The 18,803-nt window shown below is 70.1% G+C and carries 18 protein-coding genes; 8 read left to right on the top strand and 10 right to left on the bottom strand.

What is annotated here, in order from left to right; all coding sequences use genetic code 11:
- Positions 1-58: 58 nt before the first annotated feature.
- A complete protein-coding gene (locus AC1HFH_RS16030) occupies positions 59-472 on the top strand; it encodes a hypothetical protein (RefSeq protein WP_480243581.1) in 414 nt (137 codons plus the stop codon).
- 66 nt (positions 473-538) lie between these two features.
- On the opposite strand, the gene AC1HFH_RS16025 is transcribed toward AC1HFH_RS16030, so the two are convergent.
- Positions 539-3,061 (bottom strand): ATP-dependent Clp protease ATP-binding subunit, encoded by a 2,523-nt coding sequence (locus AC1HFH_RS16025; protein ID WP_480243580.1) that lies wholly within the window; start codon positions 3,059-3,061, stop codon positions 539-541.
- 358 nt (positions 3,062-3,419) lie between these two features.
- On the opposite strand from AC1HFH_RS16025, the gene AC1HFH_RS16020 reads away from it, so the two are divergent.
- Positions 3,420-5,426, top strand: a complete 2,007-nt coding sequence (locus AC1HFH_RS16020; RefSeq protein ID WP_480247870.1) for an AMP-binding protein — start codon at positions 3,420-3,422, stop codon at positions 5,424-5,426.
- An 8-nt stretch (positions 5,427-5,434) separates the two neighbouring features.
- Here AC1HFH_RS16020 and AC1HFH_RS16015 read toward each other — a convergent pair whose 3' ends face one another.
- Positions 5,435-6,388: a proline dehydrogenase family protein gene (locus AC1HFH_RS16015; protein WP_480243579.1), complete on the bottom strand. Its 954-nt coding sequence runs from the start codon at positions 6,386-6,388 to the stop codon at positions 5,435-5,437.
- Positions 6,389-6,689: 301 nt separating this feature from the next.
- Here AC1HFH_RS16015 and AC1HFH_RS16010 point away from each other — a divergent pair, with 301 nt between their 5' ends.
- On the top strand, positions 6,690-8,693 hold the full coding sequence (locus AC1HFH_RS16010; RefSeq protein WP_480247869.1) for a CocE/NonD family hydrolase: 2,004 nt from the start codon (positions 6,690-6,692) through the stop codon (positions 8,691-8,693).
- A gap of 91 nt (positions 8,694-8,784) precedes the next feature.
- Positions 8,785-9,294, top strand: coding sequence for a gluconokinase (locus tag AC1HFH_RS16005; protein ID WP_480243578.1), 510 nt, complete (start codon positions 8,785-8,787; stop codon positions 9,292-9,294).
- A gap of 21 nt (positions 9,295-9,315) precedes the next feature.
- On the opposite strand, the gene AC1HFH_RS16000 is transcribed toward AC1HFH_RS16005, so the two are convergent.
- The 4 genes from AC1HFH_RS16000 to AC1HFH_RS15985 all read right to left on the bottom strand — a co-directional run bounded on the left by AC1HFH_RS16000 (position 9,316) and on the right by AC1HFH_RS15985 (position 11,878).
- Entirely contained in the window at positions 9,316-10,059 is a 744-nt protein-coding gene (locus AC1HFH_RS16000) for a M50 family metallopeptidase (protein WP_480243577.1), read from the bottom strand.
- A gap of 9 nt (positions 10,060-10,068) precedes the next feature.
- A complete protein-coding gene (locus tag AC1HFH_RS15995) occupies positions 10,069-11,034 on the bottom strand; it encodes a tellurite resistance/C4-dicarboxylate transporter family protein (RefSeq protein ID WP_480243576.1) in 966 nt (321 codons plus the stop codon).
- Between the two features lie 51 nt (positions 11,035-11,085).
- Entirely contained in the window at positions 11,086-11,664 is a 579-nt protein-coding gene (locus AC1HFH_RS15990; protein WP_480243575.1) for a pyridoxamine 5'-phosphate oxidase family protein, read from the bottom strand.
- 64 nt (positions 11,665-11,728) lie between these two features.
- Positions 11,729-11,878 carry a hypothetical protein gene (locus AC1HFH_RS15985; protein WP_480243574.1) on the bottom strand — a complete coding sequence of 50 codons (150 nt, stop codon included), beginning with the start codon at positions 11,876-11,878 and terminating at the stop codon, positions 11,729-11,731.
- A 289-nt stretch (positions 11,879-12,167) separates the two neighbouring features.
- Here AC1HFH_RS15985 and AC1HFH_RS15980 point away from each other — a divergent pair, with 289 nt between their 5' ends.
- Entirely contained in the window at positions 12,168-12,446 is a 279-nt protein-coding gene (locus AC1HFH_RS15980; protein ID WP_480247868.1) for a hypothetical protein, read from the top strand.
- 27 nt (positions 12,447-12,473) lie between these two features.
- Here the strand turns inward: AC1HFH_RS15980 and AC1HFH_RS15975 are convergent, their stop codons facing one another.
- The 3 genes from AC1HFH_RS15975 to dapA all read right to left on the bottom strand — a co-directional run bounded on the left by AC1HFH_RS15975 (position 12,474) and on the right by dapA (position 15,278).
- The gene (locus tag AC1HFH_RS15975) at positions 12,474-13,148 is read right to left on the bottom strand and encodes a PaaI family thioesterase (protein ID WP_480243573.1); all 675 of its coding nucleotides are present in this window, start codon (positions 13,146-13,148) and stop codon (positions 12,474-12,476) included.
- Between the two features lie 112 nt (positions 13,149-13,260).
- Positions 13,261-14,208, bottom strand: a complete 948-nt coding sequence (locus AC1HFH_RS15970) for a serine hydrolase (protein WP_480243572.1) — start codon at positions 14,206-14,208, stop codon at positions 13,261-13,263.
- A 107-nt stretch (positions 14,209-14,315) separates the two neighbouring features.
- The gene (gene dapA, locus AC1HFH_RS15965) at positions 14,316-15,278 is read right to left on the bottom strand and encodes a 4-hydroxy-tetrahydrodipicolinate synthase (RefSeq protein ID WP_480243571.1); all 963 of its coding nucleotides are present in this window, start codon (positions 15,276-15,278) and stop codon (positions 14,316-14,318) included.
- Between the two features lie 70 nt (positions 15,279-15,348).
- Between dapA and AC1HFH_RS15960 the strand changes: the two genes are divergently transcribed.
- Entirely contained in the window at positions 15,349-16,260 is a 912-nt protein-coding gene (locus tag AC1HFH_RS15960; RefSeq protein WP_480243570.1) for a LysR family transcriptional regulator, read from the top strand.
- A 45-nt stretch (positions 16,261-16,305) separates the two neighbouring features.
- Positions 16,306-16,746 (top strand): hypothetical protein, encoded by a 441-nt coding sequence (locus AC1HFH_RS15955; protein WP_480243569.1) that lies wholly within the window; start codon positions 16,306-16,308, stop codon positions 16,744-16,746.
- Here AC1HFH_RS15955 and AC1HFH_RS15950 read toward each other — a convergent pair.
- Positions 16,734-17,732, bottom strand: a complete 999-nt coding sequence (locus AC1HFH_RS15950; RefSeq protein WP_480243568.1) for a YeiH family protein — start codon at positions 17,730-17,732, stop codon at positions 16,734-16,736. The genes AC1HFH_RS15955 and AC1HFH_RS15950 overlap by 13 nt on opposite strands.
- Before the next feature lie 71 nt (positions 17,733-17,803).
- Here AC1HFH_RS15950 and AC1HFH_RS15945 point away from each other — a divergent pair, with 71 nt between their 5' ends.
- Complete coding sequence (locus tag AC1HFH_RS15945) at positions 17,804-18,769, top strand: LysR family transcriptional regulator (protein WP_480243567.1); 966 nt, start codon at positions 17,804-17,806, stop codon at positions 18,767-18,769.
- The last annotated feature ends 34 nt before the right edge of the window (positions 18,770-18,803 follow it).

The raw sequence follows: 18,803 nt of genomic DNA, 5'->3' as shown, positions 1-18,803 counted from the left end.
AGGATGGAGATCGATATTTGCCGGTCTCCCTCCGGCCCATGGCACAAGGACGTGAGATATGAGCGACAGAATTTTCCGCCGGGCCCACGGCATCCGTGCCGCCGTCGCCACCGGGTGTGCGGCGGCGGCCCTGTCGATGGCAAGCCCGACCGCGGGAGCGACGGTCTCGGAGCTGACCATCGATCCGGGCACCAACGTCGGGTCGTCGACCCTCTACGGCACCGGCTGCGACTACCTGCTGGTCGCCCGCCTGAGCATCGGCGGGCAGCCGGTGGCCTTCTACGACAACGGCGCGCTGCTGGCGGTGGTGCCACCACAGGACGGGCTGGCCATGTTGCCCTGGACGCCATCCGCTCGGGGCCCGCACACCATCACCGCACTGCAGGGCCCGGACTGGTCCGGAACGTCCGTCCAGGTCAGTGTGGGACGTGGGTTCCGGTTCGGATACAGCTGTGTGGTCACCGGCGGCTGAACCGGCGGGCCGGAGGCGGTAGCGAAAAGGGTGGCCCCGGTCGCCGCGACCGGGGCCACCGTCCGTTCAGCCCTTGCTGTTCTTCTTCGGCTTCGACTTCTTGCCGTCCTTGGCGGATTTCTCCGGCTGGGCGGATTCTCCCGGGCCTTCGACGGTGGTGATCACCAGGTCGTCGGCGGCCGCGTCGACCTGAACCGTGGCACCCGCGGTGAGCTCCCCGCTCAACAGCATCCGGGAGATACGGTTGTCCAGTTCCCGCTGCACGGTACGGCGCAGCGGGCGGGCGCCGAATTCGGGTTCGTAGCCGTGGTCGCCGAGCCAGTCCATGGCGGCGTCGGTGACATCGAGCTCGATGTCCTGGGCGGCCAGCATCCGGCGTGGTCGGTCCAGCACGAGTTCGACGATATTGCGGATCTGCTTCTTGTCGAGCCGGTGGAAGACGATCTGCTCGTCGATGCGGTTGAGGAATTCCGGCCGGAAGTGGCTGCGCAGCAGCGGCTCGAGCTGCTCGGTGATCGAATCGAGGTCGCCGTCGGGCGCCTTCAGAATGATATCGGACCCGATGTTGCTGGTCATGATCACGATGGTGTTCTTGAAATCGACGGTGCGCCCCTTGGAGTCGGTGACCCGGCCGTCGTCGAGCAGCTGCAGCAGTACGTTGAACACATCGGGATGCGCCTTCTCGACCTCGTCGAACAGGATCACCGAATACGGTTGCCGGCGCACCTTGTCGGTGAGCTGGGCGGCGTCGTCGTAGCCGACGTATCCGGGCGGGGCGCCGACCAGCCGCGACACCGTGTGCTTCTCCTGGAACTCGCTCATATCGAAGCGGATCAGCCGGTCCTCGTCGCCGAACACCGCTTCGGCGAGCGCCTTGGCGAGCTCGGTCTTGCCGACCCCGGTCGGGCCGAGGAACAGGAACGACCCGATCGGCCGGTTCGGGTCCTGGAGCCCGGCGCGGGCCCGGCGCACCGCCTCCGCGACGGCGACCACGGCCTCGTCCTGGCCGACGACCCGGCTGTGCAGGACCTCTTCGAGCTTCAGCAGCCGCTGCTTCTCCTCGGCGGTCAGGTCGGCCACCGGGATGCCGGTCTGCTTCGACACCACCTCGGCGATGTCGACGACGGTGACCTCGGGCTCCTCGGCGGGCCCCCCGGACTCGGCGAGGTCCTGCTCGGCCGTCGCGATGCGGCCCTTGAGGTCCTTGGCCAACTCGTAGTCCTCGTTGGCGACCGCGGCGTCCTTCTCGCGGTTCAGGGCGGCGAGGGTCTCCTCCTTCTCCTTGACGTCGGGGTCGGCGGTCCGGTTGCGCAACCGGACCCGGGCGCCGGCCTGATCGACCAGATCGATCGCCTTGTCGGGCATGAACCGGTCGGTGATGTAGCGGTCGGAGAGTTCGGCGGCGGCGATCAGGGCATCGTCGGCGTACCGGACCTGATGATGTTCCTCGTAGACGTCGGAGAGGCCACGCAGGATCTCGATGGTGTCGGCCACCGACGGTTCGGCGACCAGCACCGGCTGGAACCGGCGTTCCAGGGCGGCGTCCTTCTCGATGTGCTTGCGATATTCGTCGATCGTGGTGGCGCCGACCACATGCAGGTCACCGCGGGCGAGCGCGGGCTTGAGCAGGTTACCGGCGTCCATCGATCCCTCACCGCCACCGCCCGCGCCGACGATGGTGTGCAGCTCGTCGATGAAGACGACCAGTCCGTCCTTGTGTGCGCGCACCTCGTCGAGGACCTTGGTCAGGCGTTCCTCGAACTCGCCGCGGTATTTGCTGCCCGCGACCAGGGAACCGATATCGAGGGCGACCACCCGGCGATCGGTGAGGGTCGACGGAACGTCGCCGTTGACGATGCGCTGGGCCAGACCCTCCACGATCGCGGTCTTGCCGACGCCGGGATCACCGATCAGCACCGGATTGTTCTTCCGGCGCCGGGACAGGATCTCCACGGTCTGCTCGATCTCCTCGGTCCGGCCGACCACCGGGTCGATCAGTCCGGAGCGGGCCTCCTCGGTGAGGTCACGCCCGTACTCGTCCAGGGTGGGGGTGTCGGTGGCCTTGCCGGGCTGCGGTGCCGCGGCGCCACCCTGGCTCTGCCGCACCCCGGACATCATCGACTGGGCGGCCGGGCTGTCCGGCAGCGACGCGATACCGAGCAGGATGTGTTCCGGGCCGATGTAGCTGCTGCCGGCTTCGGCGGCGCTGCGCTGGGCGGCCCGCAGCGCGAGTTTGGTGGCCGGACTGAGGGTGACCGGGGCGTCCTCGGGCGTGCTCGGTTCGCCGGTGTCGAGGGCCGTCTGCATCTGCTCGGCAACCTTGTCCGGTTCGAGGCCGAGTTCGGCGAGAATGCTGCGGCCGGGCTCGGCTTCGGTGGCGGCGTAGAGCAGATGCTCCGGGGTGATCTCCGGGTTGCCCCAGGACTCCGCGGCCTCCCGGGCCGTCCCGATGAGCAGTTTGGCGTTCTCGGTCATCAGTCTGCCGAGGTCGATGCGCTGGACCGGCGGGTGGGAGGCCATCCCCGGGCCGAAGAATCGCTGGAAGATGTCGTCGAAGGAACTCATCGAACCGGGCCAGCTCGCTGTCATGTCCACACCTCTTCGCTCGTCGGCGCCGCTCGCGGCGGTGCGTGTGCAGTGCGATCACCTACCTGTGGCAATACTTCGGCAAAGCACTGCGATGGGCAAGGGTTGGGGGCGATCACATCCGGTTCGTGTCGCGTTGGTTCGGTACGCCAAATTCCGGCGTTTTTCTGATTTCGGACGCTCGGAATCGTCGATCCTGAATCCTGGTGGGGTGCCGCGGGCCGGTCACCGATCGAGGTGATCGGGCCATGGGGCCCGAGGGAATGCCCGACAGTGTCGCCGGGCCGATGGAAGTGCGTGTGGAACAGTGGTCAGTGATGTCGTTGATGTGACAGTGGAGTTCACCGTTGCGCGGCGGGCGATGTGGGATGTCCTGCTGGACCCGCAGACCTATCCGCGGATGTTCACCGGAATCGGCGGGTGTGAGCGGCTGGACGAGCCGGACGGGCCGACCAGCTGGAAATTCCGGTTCGGCAGCCGTTCCGCGGGGATCTCGAACTGCCGCCTCGTGCTGAACATCGGCCGGTGGTACGAGAGCTTCGAACTGCACAGCCCGGAACTCGGCAGTTTCGCGATGGTCCGGCTCAGCGGGGACGAGCAGCGCACCCGCCTGACCGTGACGGTCTTCGCTGCGACCCGCCTGCACCCGGCCCTGGACGGCGCCGGCAATGCGGCGATCGCCGGCTGGGTCCGGGACGGTCTGCGCCGGGCTGCGGACGTGGTCCGCGGTGTCGGCACCTCGGTGGTCGCCAATGCCGAGCGCTCGCCGGTGCGGCGCAAATCGGAGCTGGCCCGCTGGATGGTGTCCGCGGGGCTGGTGGCCGCGCCGATGACCGCGCTGCGGCAGTTGCGCTCCCTGTACCGCTGGGGGTTCAACCTGGCCGGCGGATATGCCGCGGGTGCGGCACACAGTCCCGATCAGATCGCCCTGATCGACGATGTCAGCACCGCGACGTTCGCCGAGACCGATCGGCGGACCACGGCCCTGGCCGGTGCGATGTACGAGGTGGGGCTGCGCGCCGGGGACGGAATCGGCCTGCTGGCCGCGAACCACTGCGGCATGGTCGAGACGATGGTGGCGGCGGGCAAACTGGGCGTGGATGTCGCGTTGCTCAATTCCGGTCTGTCCGGCCGCCGGATCGAGGAGATCGTCCAGCGGCACCGGCTGTCGGCCTTGTTCGTCGACAGCGACCTGGAGCACCTGGTCCGGTACCTGCACCGGGATCTGCCCCGGTTCGCCACCGACGATCTACCGGCGGACCCGGCCCGGACCACCGTCGAGGACCTGATCGCGATGGGCCGGACCACCTTTCCGGCCCCCGGCACCCCGGGACGGCAGATCGTGCTCACCTCCGGGACCAGCGGCAGCCCGAAGGGCGCCCGCCGGCCGCATGCGAAGGGGTTCGACACCATCGCCGCCCTGTTGTCGCAGATTCCGGTCCGGGTGGGTTCGACGATGATGATCCCGGCTCCGTTGTTCCACACCTGGGGCCTGTCCGGGTTGCAGCTGAGCACCGCGGTCCGGGCGACCGTCGTGCTCTCCCAGGGCTTCGACGCCGCGGACTGCCTGAGCCGGATCGCCGAGCACCGGGTGCAGACGCTGATCGCGGTGCCGACCATGGTGCAGCGTCTGGTCGACCTGCCCGAGGAAGTGCGCCGCGGCTACGATCTGAGCAGCCTGCAGCACGTGATCAGTTGCGGTGCGCCACTGGCCGCTGCGACGGTGCTGCGGTTCCTGGAGGGCTACGGGGACATCCTCTACAACGTGTACGGATCGACCGAGGTGTCGTGGGCGAGCGTGGCCGGTCCGGCGGACCTGCTGGCTGCACCCACCACGGCGGGGCGGCCGCCGCTGGGTACCCGGGTGGCGGTGCTCGGTCCCGACCATCGGCCGGTCCCGGTCGGCGCGGTCGGACACATCTACGTCGCCAACCACATGCTGTTCGACGGCTATGTCAGCGACGCCCCACCCGACGAGACCGACGGGATGCTCGACACGGGCGATCTCGGCTACCTCGATGCCGAGGGGCGGCTGTTCGTGGCCGGCCGGGACGACGAGATGATCATCTCCGGCGGGGAGAACGTCTTCCCCCGGCCGGTGGAGGAGGCCCTCGCCTTCCTGCCGCAGGTCGCCGATGTCGCGGTGGTGGGTGTACCCGATCACGAATTCGGCCAGCGGCTGGCCGCCTTCCTGGTCAAGAGCGACGGCGCCGGACTGGATCCGGAGATGGTGCGCACCTATGTACGCAACCGGTTGAGCCGATTCTCGGTACCGCGCGACGTCACCTTCATCAACTCGTTGCCCCGCGGTGAAACCGGCAAGGTGCTCAAACGGATGCTGACCAGCCCGGAGGGCCGGACCGGATGAGGCACTGATCAGCCACCGGCGAGGGCCCGCAGGAAGAATGCGAGGTTCGCGGGACGTTCGGCCAGGCGGCGCATGAAGTAGCCGTACCACTGGTCGCCGTAGGGCAGGTAGACCCGGACCTGGTGGCCGGCGGCGGCCAGGCGGCGCTGTTCATCGGCACGGATCCCGTACAACATCTGGTATTCGAACTCCGGGCTGCGGCGGCAGGCCGCGCTCAGGGCCCGGTCGGCGGCGGTGAGAATCGCCGGATCGTGCGAGGCGATCATCGGGTATCCGGCGCCGGCGACCAGGACGTCCAGACAGCGGAGGTAGGCGGCGGTCACGGCGCCTCGTTCCCGGAAGGCCACTGTCGCCGGTTCGTCGTAGGCGCCCTTGCACAACCGGATTCGGCTGCCGGGCCCGGACAGGCGCCGGCAATCCGCCTCGGTGCGGTACAGGTAGGCCTGCAACACCGTACCGAGCCAGGGGAACTCGTCCCGGAGCGCCGTCACGACGGCGAGGGTCGCGTCGGTGGTCGAATGATCCTCGGCGTCGACGGTCACCCATATCCCGGCCGCGTGGGCCGCCACGCAGATATCGTGCGCGTGTGCCAGGGCGACCTCGCGGCCGTTGTGCGGCAGGGCCCGGCCCAGCGCGGACAGCTTGACCGAGACCTCGATCGGCCGGACCGGACCGGTGGCCGCGGCCTGCGGCAACCGGGCCAGGGCGGCGAGCAGTTCGCGGTAGCGGTCGACGGTGGCTGCGGCCCGCCCGGCATCGGTGATGTCCTCGCCGAGGTAGTCGATACTGACCATCCGGCCCGAATCGAGGATCGTGCGGGCCGCGGCCACGGCCTCCTCGACCGTCGTACCGGCGACGAACCGCTCGACCACGGCACGGGTCACCGGCATCCGGGTGACCGCCCGGGCCAGCCGCGGCGACCGGGCGGCTGCCAGTAACGCCGAACGCATCACAGGGGACATCTCCGCCACCTCCGTACCGCTATTCGACACCGTGCGGCCCGCGGTGCCCAGCGGACACGCGGCGCCGGATCGGACGGACAGTGGAAGAAGGATGGTTCACAGCGACAGTCCGACGTGGCCGGGGCTGCGGCGTCGCGGCGCGCTGCGCTGCTAACGTTCCGCGCTGATCCGCCGGGCCCGCCCGGCGGTGGGCCGGACGGTGGCGGTATCGAGGGGAGAGTTCATGGTCATGGCGCCGAGGTCCGCCGGGATCCGAACACGGGCCGCCACCGGCGGCGCGATCGGACGTACCGCCCGGCTGATGCTGGCGGTGATCACGGCGCTGGCCGGGATGGCCGGTGCGGCTGCCACGGCCGCGGGCGAACCCGGCCCGGCCGAACCGAGTGCGCAGTGGACCGTCGTGCACGACGACCCCGCACCGTACGCCGATGTGCATATCGACTGGGGCGTGACGATTCCGATGAGCGACGGGGTGGAACTGCGGGCCAACGTCTATCGGCCGATGGACGCCGCCGGTGCGGTGGTCGCGGAACCGTTGCCCACCATCGTCAGCCTCACTCCGTACTCGAAGCTGATGACCCACCTGATCGAGTCCGCCGCGTCGAGCCCGGGACTCCAGCCGCTGGCCGTGGACATCGTGCGCCGGCTCAACCTCTCCCGGACCCCGATCAGTGGTTTCGGTGACCTGATGCAGGCGCTGGACGGCGGGATGATCCAGACCATGCTGGGCGTGGACCGGTCGCTGATCCGCAGCGGTTACACCCTGGTGGTGGCCGACGTGCGCGGCACCGGACTGTCCCAGGGCCGATGGGACACGCTCGGCGCCCGGGAACAGCTCGACACCCGTGAGGTGATCGAATGGGCTGCCGAACAGCCCTGGTCCACCGGCGACGTGGGGATGAGCGGCGGATCGTATTCGGGCATCAATCAGCTGCGGGCCGCCGAGGATGCGCCGGCGGCGTTGCGGGCGATCTTCCCGGTCGAGCCCGGCAGCGATCTGATGCGCGACGTCGTCGCGCCCGGTGGCGGCGTCGGCACCACCTTCCTGCCGATGTGGCTGAACACGGTGAACCAGCTGAAATGGATCCCGGACGTCGGTTCGATGTTGAACGGCACCTTCGACTGGACCTGGGCCCGGGACCGGCTGGCCGATCCGGCCACCAACTTCGACCTGCTTGCCCAGGCGCTGCTGACGCCGTCGCTGGACGAGGTCCCGCCGGCGCTGGACGCCGCCCTCGACGACGACAGCGCCTTCCGGAAGGCGATCATGGGGCATCCGGACCGGGTCTCGGTGCCGACCTTCGTCTACGGCGGCTGGCACGACATCTTCGCGAACTCCGCGACCAAGCTCTATCAGGCGATCCCGCTGCCCGCCGGACGCAAACAGCTGGTGGTGGGCAACACCTACCACGCGAACCCGGGTGCCGGTACCGGTGCGCCGGGTGCGCCGCCGCGGCTCGACGTGCTGCAGCGGGTGTGGTTCGACCACTGGCTCAAGGGCATCGACCGGGGGATCGACGAGTTCGGCCCGGTGACGGTGTGGCAACAGGGCGGCGGGTGGATCACCCTGGACGATTTCCCCCAGCCCGGTGTGCAGCATCGCCGGGTGTATCTGTCCGCCGATCCGAGTGGTACCGCAGCCGACAGCCTGCACGACGGTTCGCTCGGGCCGGGTGCACCGGCCGGCACGTCCGATCTGACGGTGGCGCCCGGACTGACCACCGTCTGCTCGCGCGATGCGGCGCAGGGCGCGGCCGGGATGCCCGCCGTGATCGATGCGTGCGCCAAGGACGCCCGGATCGCGGAGCGGAACGCACTCACCTTCACCAGTGCGCCGGTGACCGTGCCGACGGTGCTGTCCGGCCCGATCAACGTCCACCTCAACGTGGTGCACGATGCCGCGGACGGCTATTGGAACGTCACCGTCAACGATGTCGCACCGGACGGGACATCCACGGTACTGAGCACCGGCCAGCTCACCGCCTCCATGCGGGCGATCGATGAGCGGCGCAGCGCCCGTTCGGTGAGTGGTGATCTGACCGCGCCGTTCAATCCGATCACCCTCGACAGCCTGCTGCCGGTGCCGGAGGGAGCGCCGGTCGAACTCGATATCGCCGTGAATCCCACCCAAGCGTTGCTGAAGCCCGGACACCGCCTCCGGCTCGACGTGTTCGCGGGCAACTCACCCAAGGCGCTGGCATTCCGGCCGCTACTGAACAACACCGAGTGGAAGCCCCAGCATCTCCGGGTCGATCCGGACGCACCGAGCTTCGTGAACCTGCCCACCGACGTGCCGATTCCCTGAGCGGGCGCCGGTCCGGTGTCCCGGCGTCGCTACGGTGGTCGGGGCAGCCCGGGTGGACACGACCGGGCGCGGGTGGACAGGGAGGACGGCGATGGACGGTCCGTTGATCGTGGTGGCGGGCGTGTCGGGATCCGGCAAGTCCACAGTGGGGACTGCCCTGGCAGACCGGCTCGGGGTGGCGTTCGGGGACGCGGACGACTGCCACCCGGCGGCGAACATCGAGAAGATGGCGGCCGGGATGCCACTGACCGATGCCGATCGGGAACCGTGGCTGGATCGGGTCGCCGACTGGCTCGGCGCGCACCGGACCGAGGGAGCCGTGGCGTCCTGCTCGGCGTTGAAACGGCGCTACCGGGACCGGATCCGGGCCGGCGCGGCAGCGGCGTTCTTCGTGACCCTGACCGCCGACCGGGCGGTGCTGCAGCGGCGCCTGCACCGCCGCCGGGACCACTTCATGCCACCGGCACTGCTGGATTCGCAGCTCGAGGCGCTGGAACCGCTGCAGCCCGACGAGGCCGGGGTGGACCTCGATGCCGCCGAGCCGGTCGAGCAGCTGGTCGCGGCATCGATCGCGGCCTGGCGGCGGGCCCACCCGGCGTGAGCCGGCCGGTCCGGTGCTCGGTCACCAGGGCAGGTCGAAGGCTTCGTCGAGGACCAGCACACCGCCGGTGACCGCGGCACCCAGGCAGACCAGCCCGAAGACCCCCACCCACAGCACCGCGGGAATGCCGGTCAGCGCCGCCAGCTGGTCGGCGTCGGAATCGGCTGCTCCGCCGCGGCGCCGGGTCAGCCGCCGGGTGCGCTGCAATTCGACGACCGGGCGGACCGCGGCCAGCAGCAGGAACCACACCGCGAGGTAGGCGAACACGCTCCGGACCGCACCGTCGCCGTACCAGGTGACGGCGAAGACCAGGCCGCCGACGATCAGCACGATGAGCAGGCCGTACGCATTGCGGACGGCCACCAGCACCCCGGTGAGCAGGGCGAGTGCGGTCCACAGCAGCAAGGTGACCCGGCCGTCCGCCAGCAGTGCCGCGAAGCCGAGGCCCAGCAGGGCCGGCGCCGGATACCCGGCCGCGGCGGTGACGATCATGCCGAAACCCCGCGGCCGCCCGCTGGACAGGGTGAGCCCGGAGGTGTCCGAATGCAGCCGGATGCCGCGGAGCCGGCGGCCGGTGAGCAGGGCTGCGACGGCGTGGCCACCCTCGTGGACGACGGTGACGACAGTGCGCAGGACCGCCCACACCGGCCGGAACAGCACCGCCGCCAGCGCGACCGCCGCGGTCACCGGGACCACCCAGGTCGGTGGCGGAGCGGCTGTTGCGGTGAGGGTTTCGACGAACTCGGTGACTACGGTGCTGTCCACCGCCGAACCCTACCGGCCGGCTGCGGTACCGTCCGGTGTACCCGTGGGTTCGGCGGGATCCGGGCGGATCCGGGCCCGCAGGAAGGCGGCCGTCGTGATCAGCCAGGCGCCGCACGCGACGATCAGCAGCAGGCTGCCGAGCAGGTGGAAGGCCGGAATATCGAGCGCGGCAGCGGTGGTCAGGGCTGCCGCGGCGGTCATGCCGAGCGGAAAGACCGTCGCCCAGCGCCGAATGTCGTAGCGCCGCCGAGGCCAGATCAGCTCGGTGACGAGCAGGATCGCGTAACCGGTCAGCGCGAGGGCCAGCAGTATCGGGGTGAGTACGGTCAGCGCGGTGCCGACGACCGTCGCGTAGCCGTCCAGGACCAGGAGTTTCGCGGCGGCGAGGGTGGAGATCGCCAGGGCGCCGGTGGAAACCCACTGATCACCCGGCCCGGTGCGGATCTGGCTCAGGTCGAAGTGCCGGAAGGCCACCGGATAGAGGAGCAGGCCCAGGACGAACCAGGCCAGGGCCGGTACCCCGGTCCGGACGCCGGTGGCCGCGAGGGTTGCGGCCAGGACCGCGAGCCCCTGGGTGGCCACGCAGATGAGGAAGATGGCGCCGGGCATCCGGTGCTGCCGGTGCCGCAGCACCGAGAGCAACAGGATCCCCCAGACGAGGGCCGCCAGGACCAGGGCGCCGGCACCGACCCGGGTCCAACCGGCGGCGACCGCGCGACTGCCGAGCACGGTGGTGGCGGCGACGGCGGTGAGCGCCGCCGGTGTGGCGGACTCGCTGCGCCAGCGGGTGGGCAGCCGATCGAGCCGTTCGGTGAAATCGACCGCCAGCAGCACCCATACGACGGCGGCGACTCCGAACATGAGCCAGGACAGCAGGTCCCGTCCGGCGAGCTGCAATCCGACCGAGAGGATGCCGGTGGCCATGACGAACGAACCTGCTGCAGGCGGCAGTTCCCGCCAGCTCTGCGCTCCCACCGGTCCATTACAGCCCGCCCGGCCTGCCGAGTCGAGCGTACGGCCGGGGTGTCAGCGCGGAATGGTGGAGGGGACCGGATGGTCCGGATCCAGCGCAGGCAACCCGTCGATGCTGGCCGCGTTGTCGCCGGTGATCCGGCGGGCGTAGTCGTCGTCGGTGCGGCGCGCCTGCACGGTGTCCAGCACCGGACGTTCCCCGGCGAACTCCAGATACGGGACGGCGAACCCGCAGGAATCGGCGATCCGCTCCACCTCGACCACCACGATGGACCGGATACCGGCGTGCTGGAGCCCGAACAGTTCGCGCAATTGTTCGAATTCACCGGAATCCGGGCGCACCGACCGGCCGGAACCGAAGAGCCGCAGAATCCGGGAGTTGCGGGTGAACGAGCAGAACATCACCGTGATGCGCCCGTTGTCCCGGAGGTGGGCGATGGTTTCCGCGCCGCTGCCGTACAGGTCCAGATAGGCGACCGTACGGTCGTCGACCACGGCGAAGGTGTCGCGGTAGCCCTTCGGGGAGACGTTGACATGGCCCCCGGCCGTCGGGGCGGTACCGACGAAGAACATCGGTTGCTCGGCGATGAACTCCCGTAGTTCGGTGTCGATCCGCTCGAAGAGTTTCGCCATGCCCGCCCCTTTCCCGAGTGTAGGGGCCGGTCCCGGCCCCTACCCGGCAGTGTATCGATCGCGGTCAGCGGATGGGGCGCGCGTCCGGCGGCGGTGTCGATCCGCTGCGCCGGGACTCGTACCAATAGGTGGCCGAGACGGTGGCGTACGCAGCGATCACGGCGGCCGCAGAAATCCCGAACAGTGCGATGATGAGCGAAAACAGGACATGCATGAGCCCTCCCCGCGGTACGGTTGTGCTAGCGATGAAGGTTGGCCAGCGCTCCGTTGCGCCGTCATGGACAACGTGCTGCGTACTCGATCTGTTCCTGCCTCTCGATCGTAGAACCGGGACGGTCGCAGATCACGTGGCCGAGAGTGTGACACCGGTCATGACGGTTCCGGAGTGTCGGCTGTGTCACCGTGCCGTCTCGAGGTTCAATCGATAGTCGGTTCCACCGCGTCACGAGTTCTCTACCGCGTCATGTGTTCTCTCCATCCGACGAAGGAGCACGATCGTGAGCATGATCCTCGCGTTGCACGACACCGTGGTAGCGCAGGTCGGTAACCCCACGCCGGAAGCGCCGCCACTGGCGGACAAGATTCAGCAGATGGTCCGCTACTTCACCTGGCTGGTCCTGCTGTCGGGTGTCACCGCCATCACCTACGGCGGCGGCCGGTTCGCGTGGGAGAAGTGGAGCGGCGGCGGGCTGCAGTCGCCCAAGATGATCGCCGGCGCCATGGCCGGTGGCGTGGTCGCCACCAGTGCCGGCACCATCATGAACACCCTGGTGGGAGCCTGATCCGCGGCTCTGTGCCGACCCCGGGCGTCAGGGCTGCCCGGGGTTGAGCACGATGAACAATCCGTTTGCTTCGGCGCAGAGGCGTTCCCCGTCGTGCAGCGAGGCACGCAGGTAGATCTTGCGCCCCTCCCGGCCCTCGGCCCAGGCCCGTAACCGGAGTGGACGATTGAGCGGGGTGACCGAGCGGTAGTCGATGGTCAGCGACGCCGTCCGGGTCACCGCCTTGGTGTACAGCGCGGCCGCCATGCCGAGCAGATCGTCGAAACCGACGGCGATCTGCCCGCCGTGTGCGGCGTTGTTCCCGCCCAGGTGGAAGGTCCGGAAGGTGATCGTCGCCTCGACGCCGTCCCGATCGGCGCGTTCGACGGTGTACGGCGGCAACGTGAGGTTCCCCCGCGAGGGCAGGTCGGTGCGCAGCCAGGTCGGTGCCGACCACTCGTCGACCACGGCCGGGGCCAGGTCGGCGTTGAGTTGCTCCAGGGTGGCCAGCGCCCGCTTGGCCAGCTCGTCGTCGGGACTGAGCAGCCGCACCTTGTCCATCAGCAGCCGGGTCTGCTCGATCAGATCACCGTAGTGTGGTCCACCCGCCGTCGCGTCGCCACCGGCGGCCCGCCGCGCCTGGATCAGTTCGGTCACCGGCCGGAAGCCGCCCTCGTGATGCTCTTCGTTCGGCAGCGCGCCGTCGACCTGCGCTTCGTTCATATAGAACACGTTATCGGTTGCTGTGCGACGGCTGTCGACTCGGGTGCCGCTGACAGGGAGTCCCGGGTGCCGCCGGCGCCCGCCGGGCGGCAACGGGTGCACCTCGGCGACGCTATGAGCCGCCGAGGACGGTGGGCATCCGGGACGGCCCCGGATGGCTTTCGAGCAGGGCCCGGCCCAATACGGCATGGGCTTGGACGACGGAATTGGTGGCGCCGTAATTGCCGATATCGGGCACTCGGTCGGCGAAGAAGCCGAAGACCGCGAGCGGGGCGCCGCCGGTGTCGAACAGGATGCCCGCCTCGTGCCGCCGGTCCTCGTCGGCGCCGTGCTTGCAGGCGAACCGGGTGCGCTCGTCCGAGGACATCATGCGCCGGATGCCGTCGGTATAGCCGACCGCCGACCAGGACAGCACTCGGAGCAGCGCCGCGGTCGATTCCTCGCTCAGCAGCCGTCCGGTGCACAGGCGATACAGAAGGTCCGTGGTTTCCCGCGGGGTGGTGACGCCGAGCCAGAACCGGTGCGGATCCTCCGGCAGCGGCTCCACCCGGGTGTGGGTGAAACCCTTCTCGGCGAGCAGTTCGTTGATGCGGGTGCCGGGCAGCCGGGTGCCGATCAGGCGCACCGCAGTGTTGTCGGAGACCTGCAGCATCGCCACCAGCAGGTTCGATACGGTCAGTGAATCACCGAAGACGGTCTGTGAGCGCAGGATTCCGCTGCCGGGTGCCACCCGGGCGGCGGTGGTCTCGACGGTGTCCGACAGCCGTAGTTCGGCGCGATCGACCGCCTCCAGGACCGCCGTGGCGATGGCCAGTTTCTGCAGGCTGGCGCCTTCGAGCACCGTATCCGGGTTCACTTCGACGACCGGTTGCGCGGCACCGGAGCCGAGATCGGTCACCACCGTGTGCCAGCGGGCCGCGGTGGTGGCGGTGACGGCGTGATAGGCGGCGGCGAAGGTGGGGTGCCCGGCGGCCGGCGCCGCACCGGCGGGTGCGGCCAGTGCGGAGCCGGTCAGCAGCGAGGCCGAGGCGCCGAACAATGTTCGTCTGGAAACAGTCACGGCTGCCCACCCTAAACCGGACAGACGTACTGCGATACCCGCCGAGGGCGGCGCATCCGATCCGGAACTGGTGTTACGTGCGCTGTGTCCCAACGAGTTTCGCTCGGTCAGGCGTCGTCGGCCCCGGCGGCCGGTGCCGGATCGGTGCGGCCGGCACCGGTAGCGGCGTCCGGTGGTGACATCGCCGTCCGCAGTCGATGGAGTTCGTCGAACAGGGCGCCGGGCGGTTCGGCGGGCAAGAGCGGAAGTCGTACGTGCCGGGAGCCGATCCGGCCCTGTGCGTGCAGGACCGCCTTGATCACCGTGGGATTGGGCGCCGACATCAGTGCCGCCGCCGGTCCGACCAGGCGATGGCCCAGGCTCCGGGCGCGAGCGGAATCGCCGGTGCGCCAACGCCGGTGCAGCTCGACGAACTCGGCCGTGCAGACATTCGCGGTCGCCAGGACGGCGCCCGGCGCGCCCATCGCGAGCAGCGGCGACACCAGGGTGTCCTCGCCGGCCAGGACCGCGAACGAGTCCGGCGCCCCGGCCAGCAGCTGGGCGGTGTCGGTATCGACCGCACCCACGGCCTGTTTGACCCCGACGATCCGGGGGTGCCGGGCCAGGTGCAGCAAGGCGCGATGGCCCAGTTCGCGCCCGGTCCGATAGGGCACGTTGTAGAGAATCAGCGGAACGGGGCTGCGCTCGGCGACGAATTCGAAGTGTGCCACCACCCCGGCTTCCGAGGGCCGGGTGTAGTAGGGGACCACCACCAAGGCGGCGGCGATATCTGTTGCGCCGTCCGCCGCTTCGAGTGCCGCAGCGGTGGCAGCGGTGTCATTGCTGCCGGCACCGGCCACCAGCGGCACCCCGTGCTCCCGGCAGACCCGGCCGCAGATCCGCAGTATTTCACGTCGTTCCCGAGCCGTCAGCGTGGCAGTCTCGGCGGTGGTGCCGAGGGCCACCAGGCCTGCGGCGCCGGCGCGGATCGCCTGGTGTGCGAGCTGTTCGAGATCGGCGGCCGCGATGTCGCCGCGGTCGGTGAACGGGGTGATGAGCGGGACGAAGATCCCGGCGGGTGCGAAGGTCATATCCGATTCTCGCCTGCCCGAACAGCGAAGATCCAGTTATGTTTCGAGACGCCGACCGTAAGCTGAACTGATGCTCGACATTCGCAGGCTGCGCCTGCTCCGGGAACTCGCGCAGCGCGGCACCATCGCCGCGGTGGCCGAAGCGCTCTCGTACACACCGTCGGCGGTATCGCAGCAGCTCACCGCGTTGGAGCGGGAGGTGGGCCGGACGCTGTTGCAGCGCACCGGCCGCCGGGTCACCCTCACACCCGCCGCGGTGCTGCTCGTCGAACACACCGAGATCGTGCTGGCCGATCTGGAACGCGCAGAAAGCGCGCTCGCCGCCACCGAGGCGCAGTTGTCCGGCCCGGTCCGCTTGGGCGCCTTCCCGACCGCGCTTCCCGTCCTGGTGCCGCCCGCGCTGCGCGAGATCGCGCGGTCCGAACCGGGACTGGAGCTGTCGGTGACCGAGGTCGACCCGGCCGCGGTGCCGGATCTGCTGCGGGACGGCCGGTTGGACCTGGCATTGGTGCACGAATACGACAACGTACCCACCACCGTCGGCTCCGGCATCGGAACGGAGCCGTTGCTCGACGAGGTCGTGTACCTGGCCGCCACCGAAGTTCCCGCGGTCTCGGGGATGGCTGCCATCCGCGGGCATGCCGGAAGCCGGTGGATCGTCGGTAACCCCGGCACGCTGTGCCACACCATGGCCGTGCGAACCTGCCGATCCCAGGGGTTCGAGCCGGGCATCGCGCATCGGGTGGACGATTTCGGTGCCGTCCTGCGGCTGGTCGCCGCCGGCGCGGGGGTCGCCCTCGTGCCGCAGTTGGCGGCGACGGACATTCCGGCCGGGGTGGTGCTGGCGCCGCTGCCGATCGCCCGGCGTACCCGGATCGCCTATCGGGCCGGTAGCCGGTCCCGCCCGGCTTTCGCGGCGGTGTGCGCCGAACTGCACCGGGCGGCCCGGGGTCTCGACGGTGTCCGCGCGGATCCGGCGTGACCGGTGCCGGTGGCCGACCGGCCGCCGGTGCGGCACACTGACGCGATGAGCGCAGACTTCGCGAGTGCGGGCCGAAAGCCGGGGGAGCCGGCGCCCGACCGCCCGTATGTGCTGGTGAACCGCGGTGCCCGTGACTACGTCCGGGCGCGCTACCTGGCCGACGGCATGTTCGAATTGGAGCATTGCACCGAGGGCACCGGTGGGCAGCTCTACACCTCGGACCGGCGAATGGTGCGCGACGTCCTGTGGTCCTGGATCGAACGGGGCACCTGGTGGTGTGATGCGGTCGCGTGGGCGCCGCCGGCACCCGATCTCACCGATATCGACGCGCTGCGGGACGAGATGACCGGCCTGCTCGACGGACTGCCGCAACTCGATGCGATGACCGACGTGTTCGATGCGGCGTTGTCGCGGGCCGATGCGCTGCTCGCCGATGTCGCCGCGGAACCGGGCGCCGACCACCCCGGTACCGATCAGGTCAGATAGATCAGCGCCAGGCTGGACCCGCCGAGCACCAGGCCCAGCAGCCCGCCGAGGGCCAGCGGCCGGGCACCGGCCGTGCGGATCCGGGCCGGACTCAGAGCACAGCCGATGGCGGCCAGCACCGCAGCGATCAGCCAGTTGCTCAGTTCGCCGGTCCAGGTGATCGCCGCGGCCGGCAACAGTCCGGTGGCGGCGACCAGCGAGGCCGCCACGAACAACACCACGAACCAGGGAAAGGCGCCGCGTAGCGATCCCGGCGCGGCGGCCGGATCGTCGACGATATGGCGTCGGCCCCAGTGCAGACCGAAGCAGAGCGGCACGATGGCGAGGCTGCGTACGAGTTTGACGACCACCGCGAACTGGGCCGCGACCGGGCCGTAGGCGACACCGGCGGCCAGTACCGAGGACGTGTCGTTGATGGCGGTGCCGGCCCACAGGCCGAAGGTCTGCTCCGGTAGGGCCAGGAGGTGACCGAGGGCCGGGTAGATCAGTACCGCAGCGACATTGAAGACGAAGATGGTGGCGAGGGCATAGGCCACCCGATTGCGGTCCGGGCGCAATACGGCGGTGACCGCCGCGATCGCGGACGCGCCGCAGATGGTGGTACCCGCGGCGATCAGCGTGGTCGACTCCCGGTCGACCGCCAGCATGCGCCCGATGACGAAGGCCGCGAGCGCACCCGCTGCCAGGCTGCCGAGCAGCACGGCCGCGGTCTCGCGGCCCACGGTCAGCACCGACCCGACCGGCAGACCGAGTCCGAGCAGCACGATCGCCGCGCCGAGCAGCGTGCGCCGGGTGAGGTCCAGACCCGGATCGAAACGGTCGGTACCGAAAGGGGAGCGGCGCAGCAGGGCGGCGGTGAGCGCACCGGCGGTGAGCGCGACCAGTGGTGTGCCGACCGTCGGGAACGCGCGCCCGGCCGGCAGCGCGGCGGTGGCGATCCCGGCGGCGAGCGCCAGGCCGGGCAGTAGGACACGGAGTCGGGTCACAGCCATCAGACTGCTGTGCCCCGGACTCGCCCGGTAGCCAGTGCGTGGACAGGACGTCATAAACTGCACTTATGCCGTTGCCGCCCGGAACGCCCGATCTCGAGGTCCTGGACCTGCTGGTCTCGGTGGCCGACTCGGGTAGTCTCGGCGCCGCAGCCCGGCGGCACGGCATTTCGCAACCGGCCGCCAGCATGCGGATCCGGGCCCTGGAACGACGGCTCGGGGTCACCCTGCTGGAACGGGGCCCGACCGGTTCCGTGCCGACCGCAGCGGGGGCGAGGGTGATCGCTCGGGCCCGCGTGGTCCTGACCGCCGCACAGGACCTGGTCACCGAAGCCGGGCAGTGGCGCGCCGACCGGGCGCCCCGGCTGCGGATCGCCGCCTCGAAGACCATCGCCGACCACCGGATCCCGCACTGGCTGGCGGCGTTGCGCACGGACCGTCCGGAGGTGGTCGTCGCGCTCGAGGTGGGCAACTCCAGCCAGGTCGCGCAGTCGGTGCGGGCGGGTGGCGCCGACCTGGGCTTCGTCGAGGGGCCGCATCCGCCCGCCGATCTGGCCAGCACGGTCCTGGGGGTGGACGACCTGGTGCTGGTGGTGGGCCGGACGCATCCGTGGGCCACGCGCCGGCGGCCGGTGGATCTGCCCGAGCTCACCGCGACCGCATTGCTGTGGCGCGAACCCGGATCCGGCACCCGGGAGACCGTCTGGGACCTGCTGGCGGCCGCCGGACCACCGGCCGAGCCGGCGGCCGAACTGGGCTCGGCGGCGGCGATCGTCGCCGCCGCCCGTACCGGGATGGCCCCCGCGGTACTGAGCAGGCTCATCGCGGACCCGCTGCTGCGGTCCGGCGACCTGGTAGTGGTGCCGGGTACCGATCGTGCCCGGTTCACCCGGAAATTCCGGGTGATCTGGCGCCGCGGTGCGCCGCCCACCGGCGTCGCCGAGCTGCTGGTGGACCGGGCCCGGCAACTGGAACAGGCACGGTCCGCCGGCGGGTGCGGCGAAAGTTCACCGCGGCGGCGTACGCCGCTCTAGTCTGTAGCCGCAGCACACACGGAGGTTGGTAGTA

Source organism: Nocardia sp. KT25-26, from assembly GCF_056627695.1.
The sequence above is the reverse complement of the archived record's forward strand: the minus strand, read 5'-3'. Positions and strand labels throughout refer to the sequence as shown.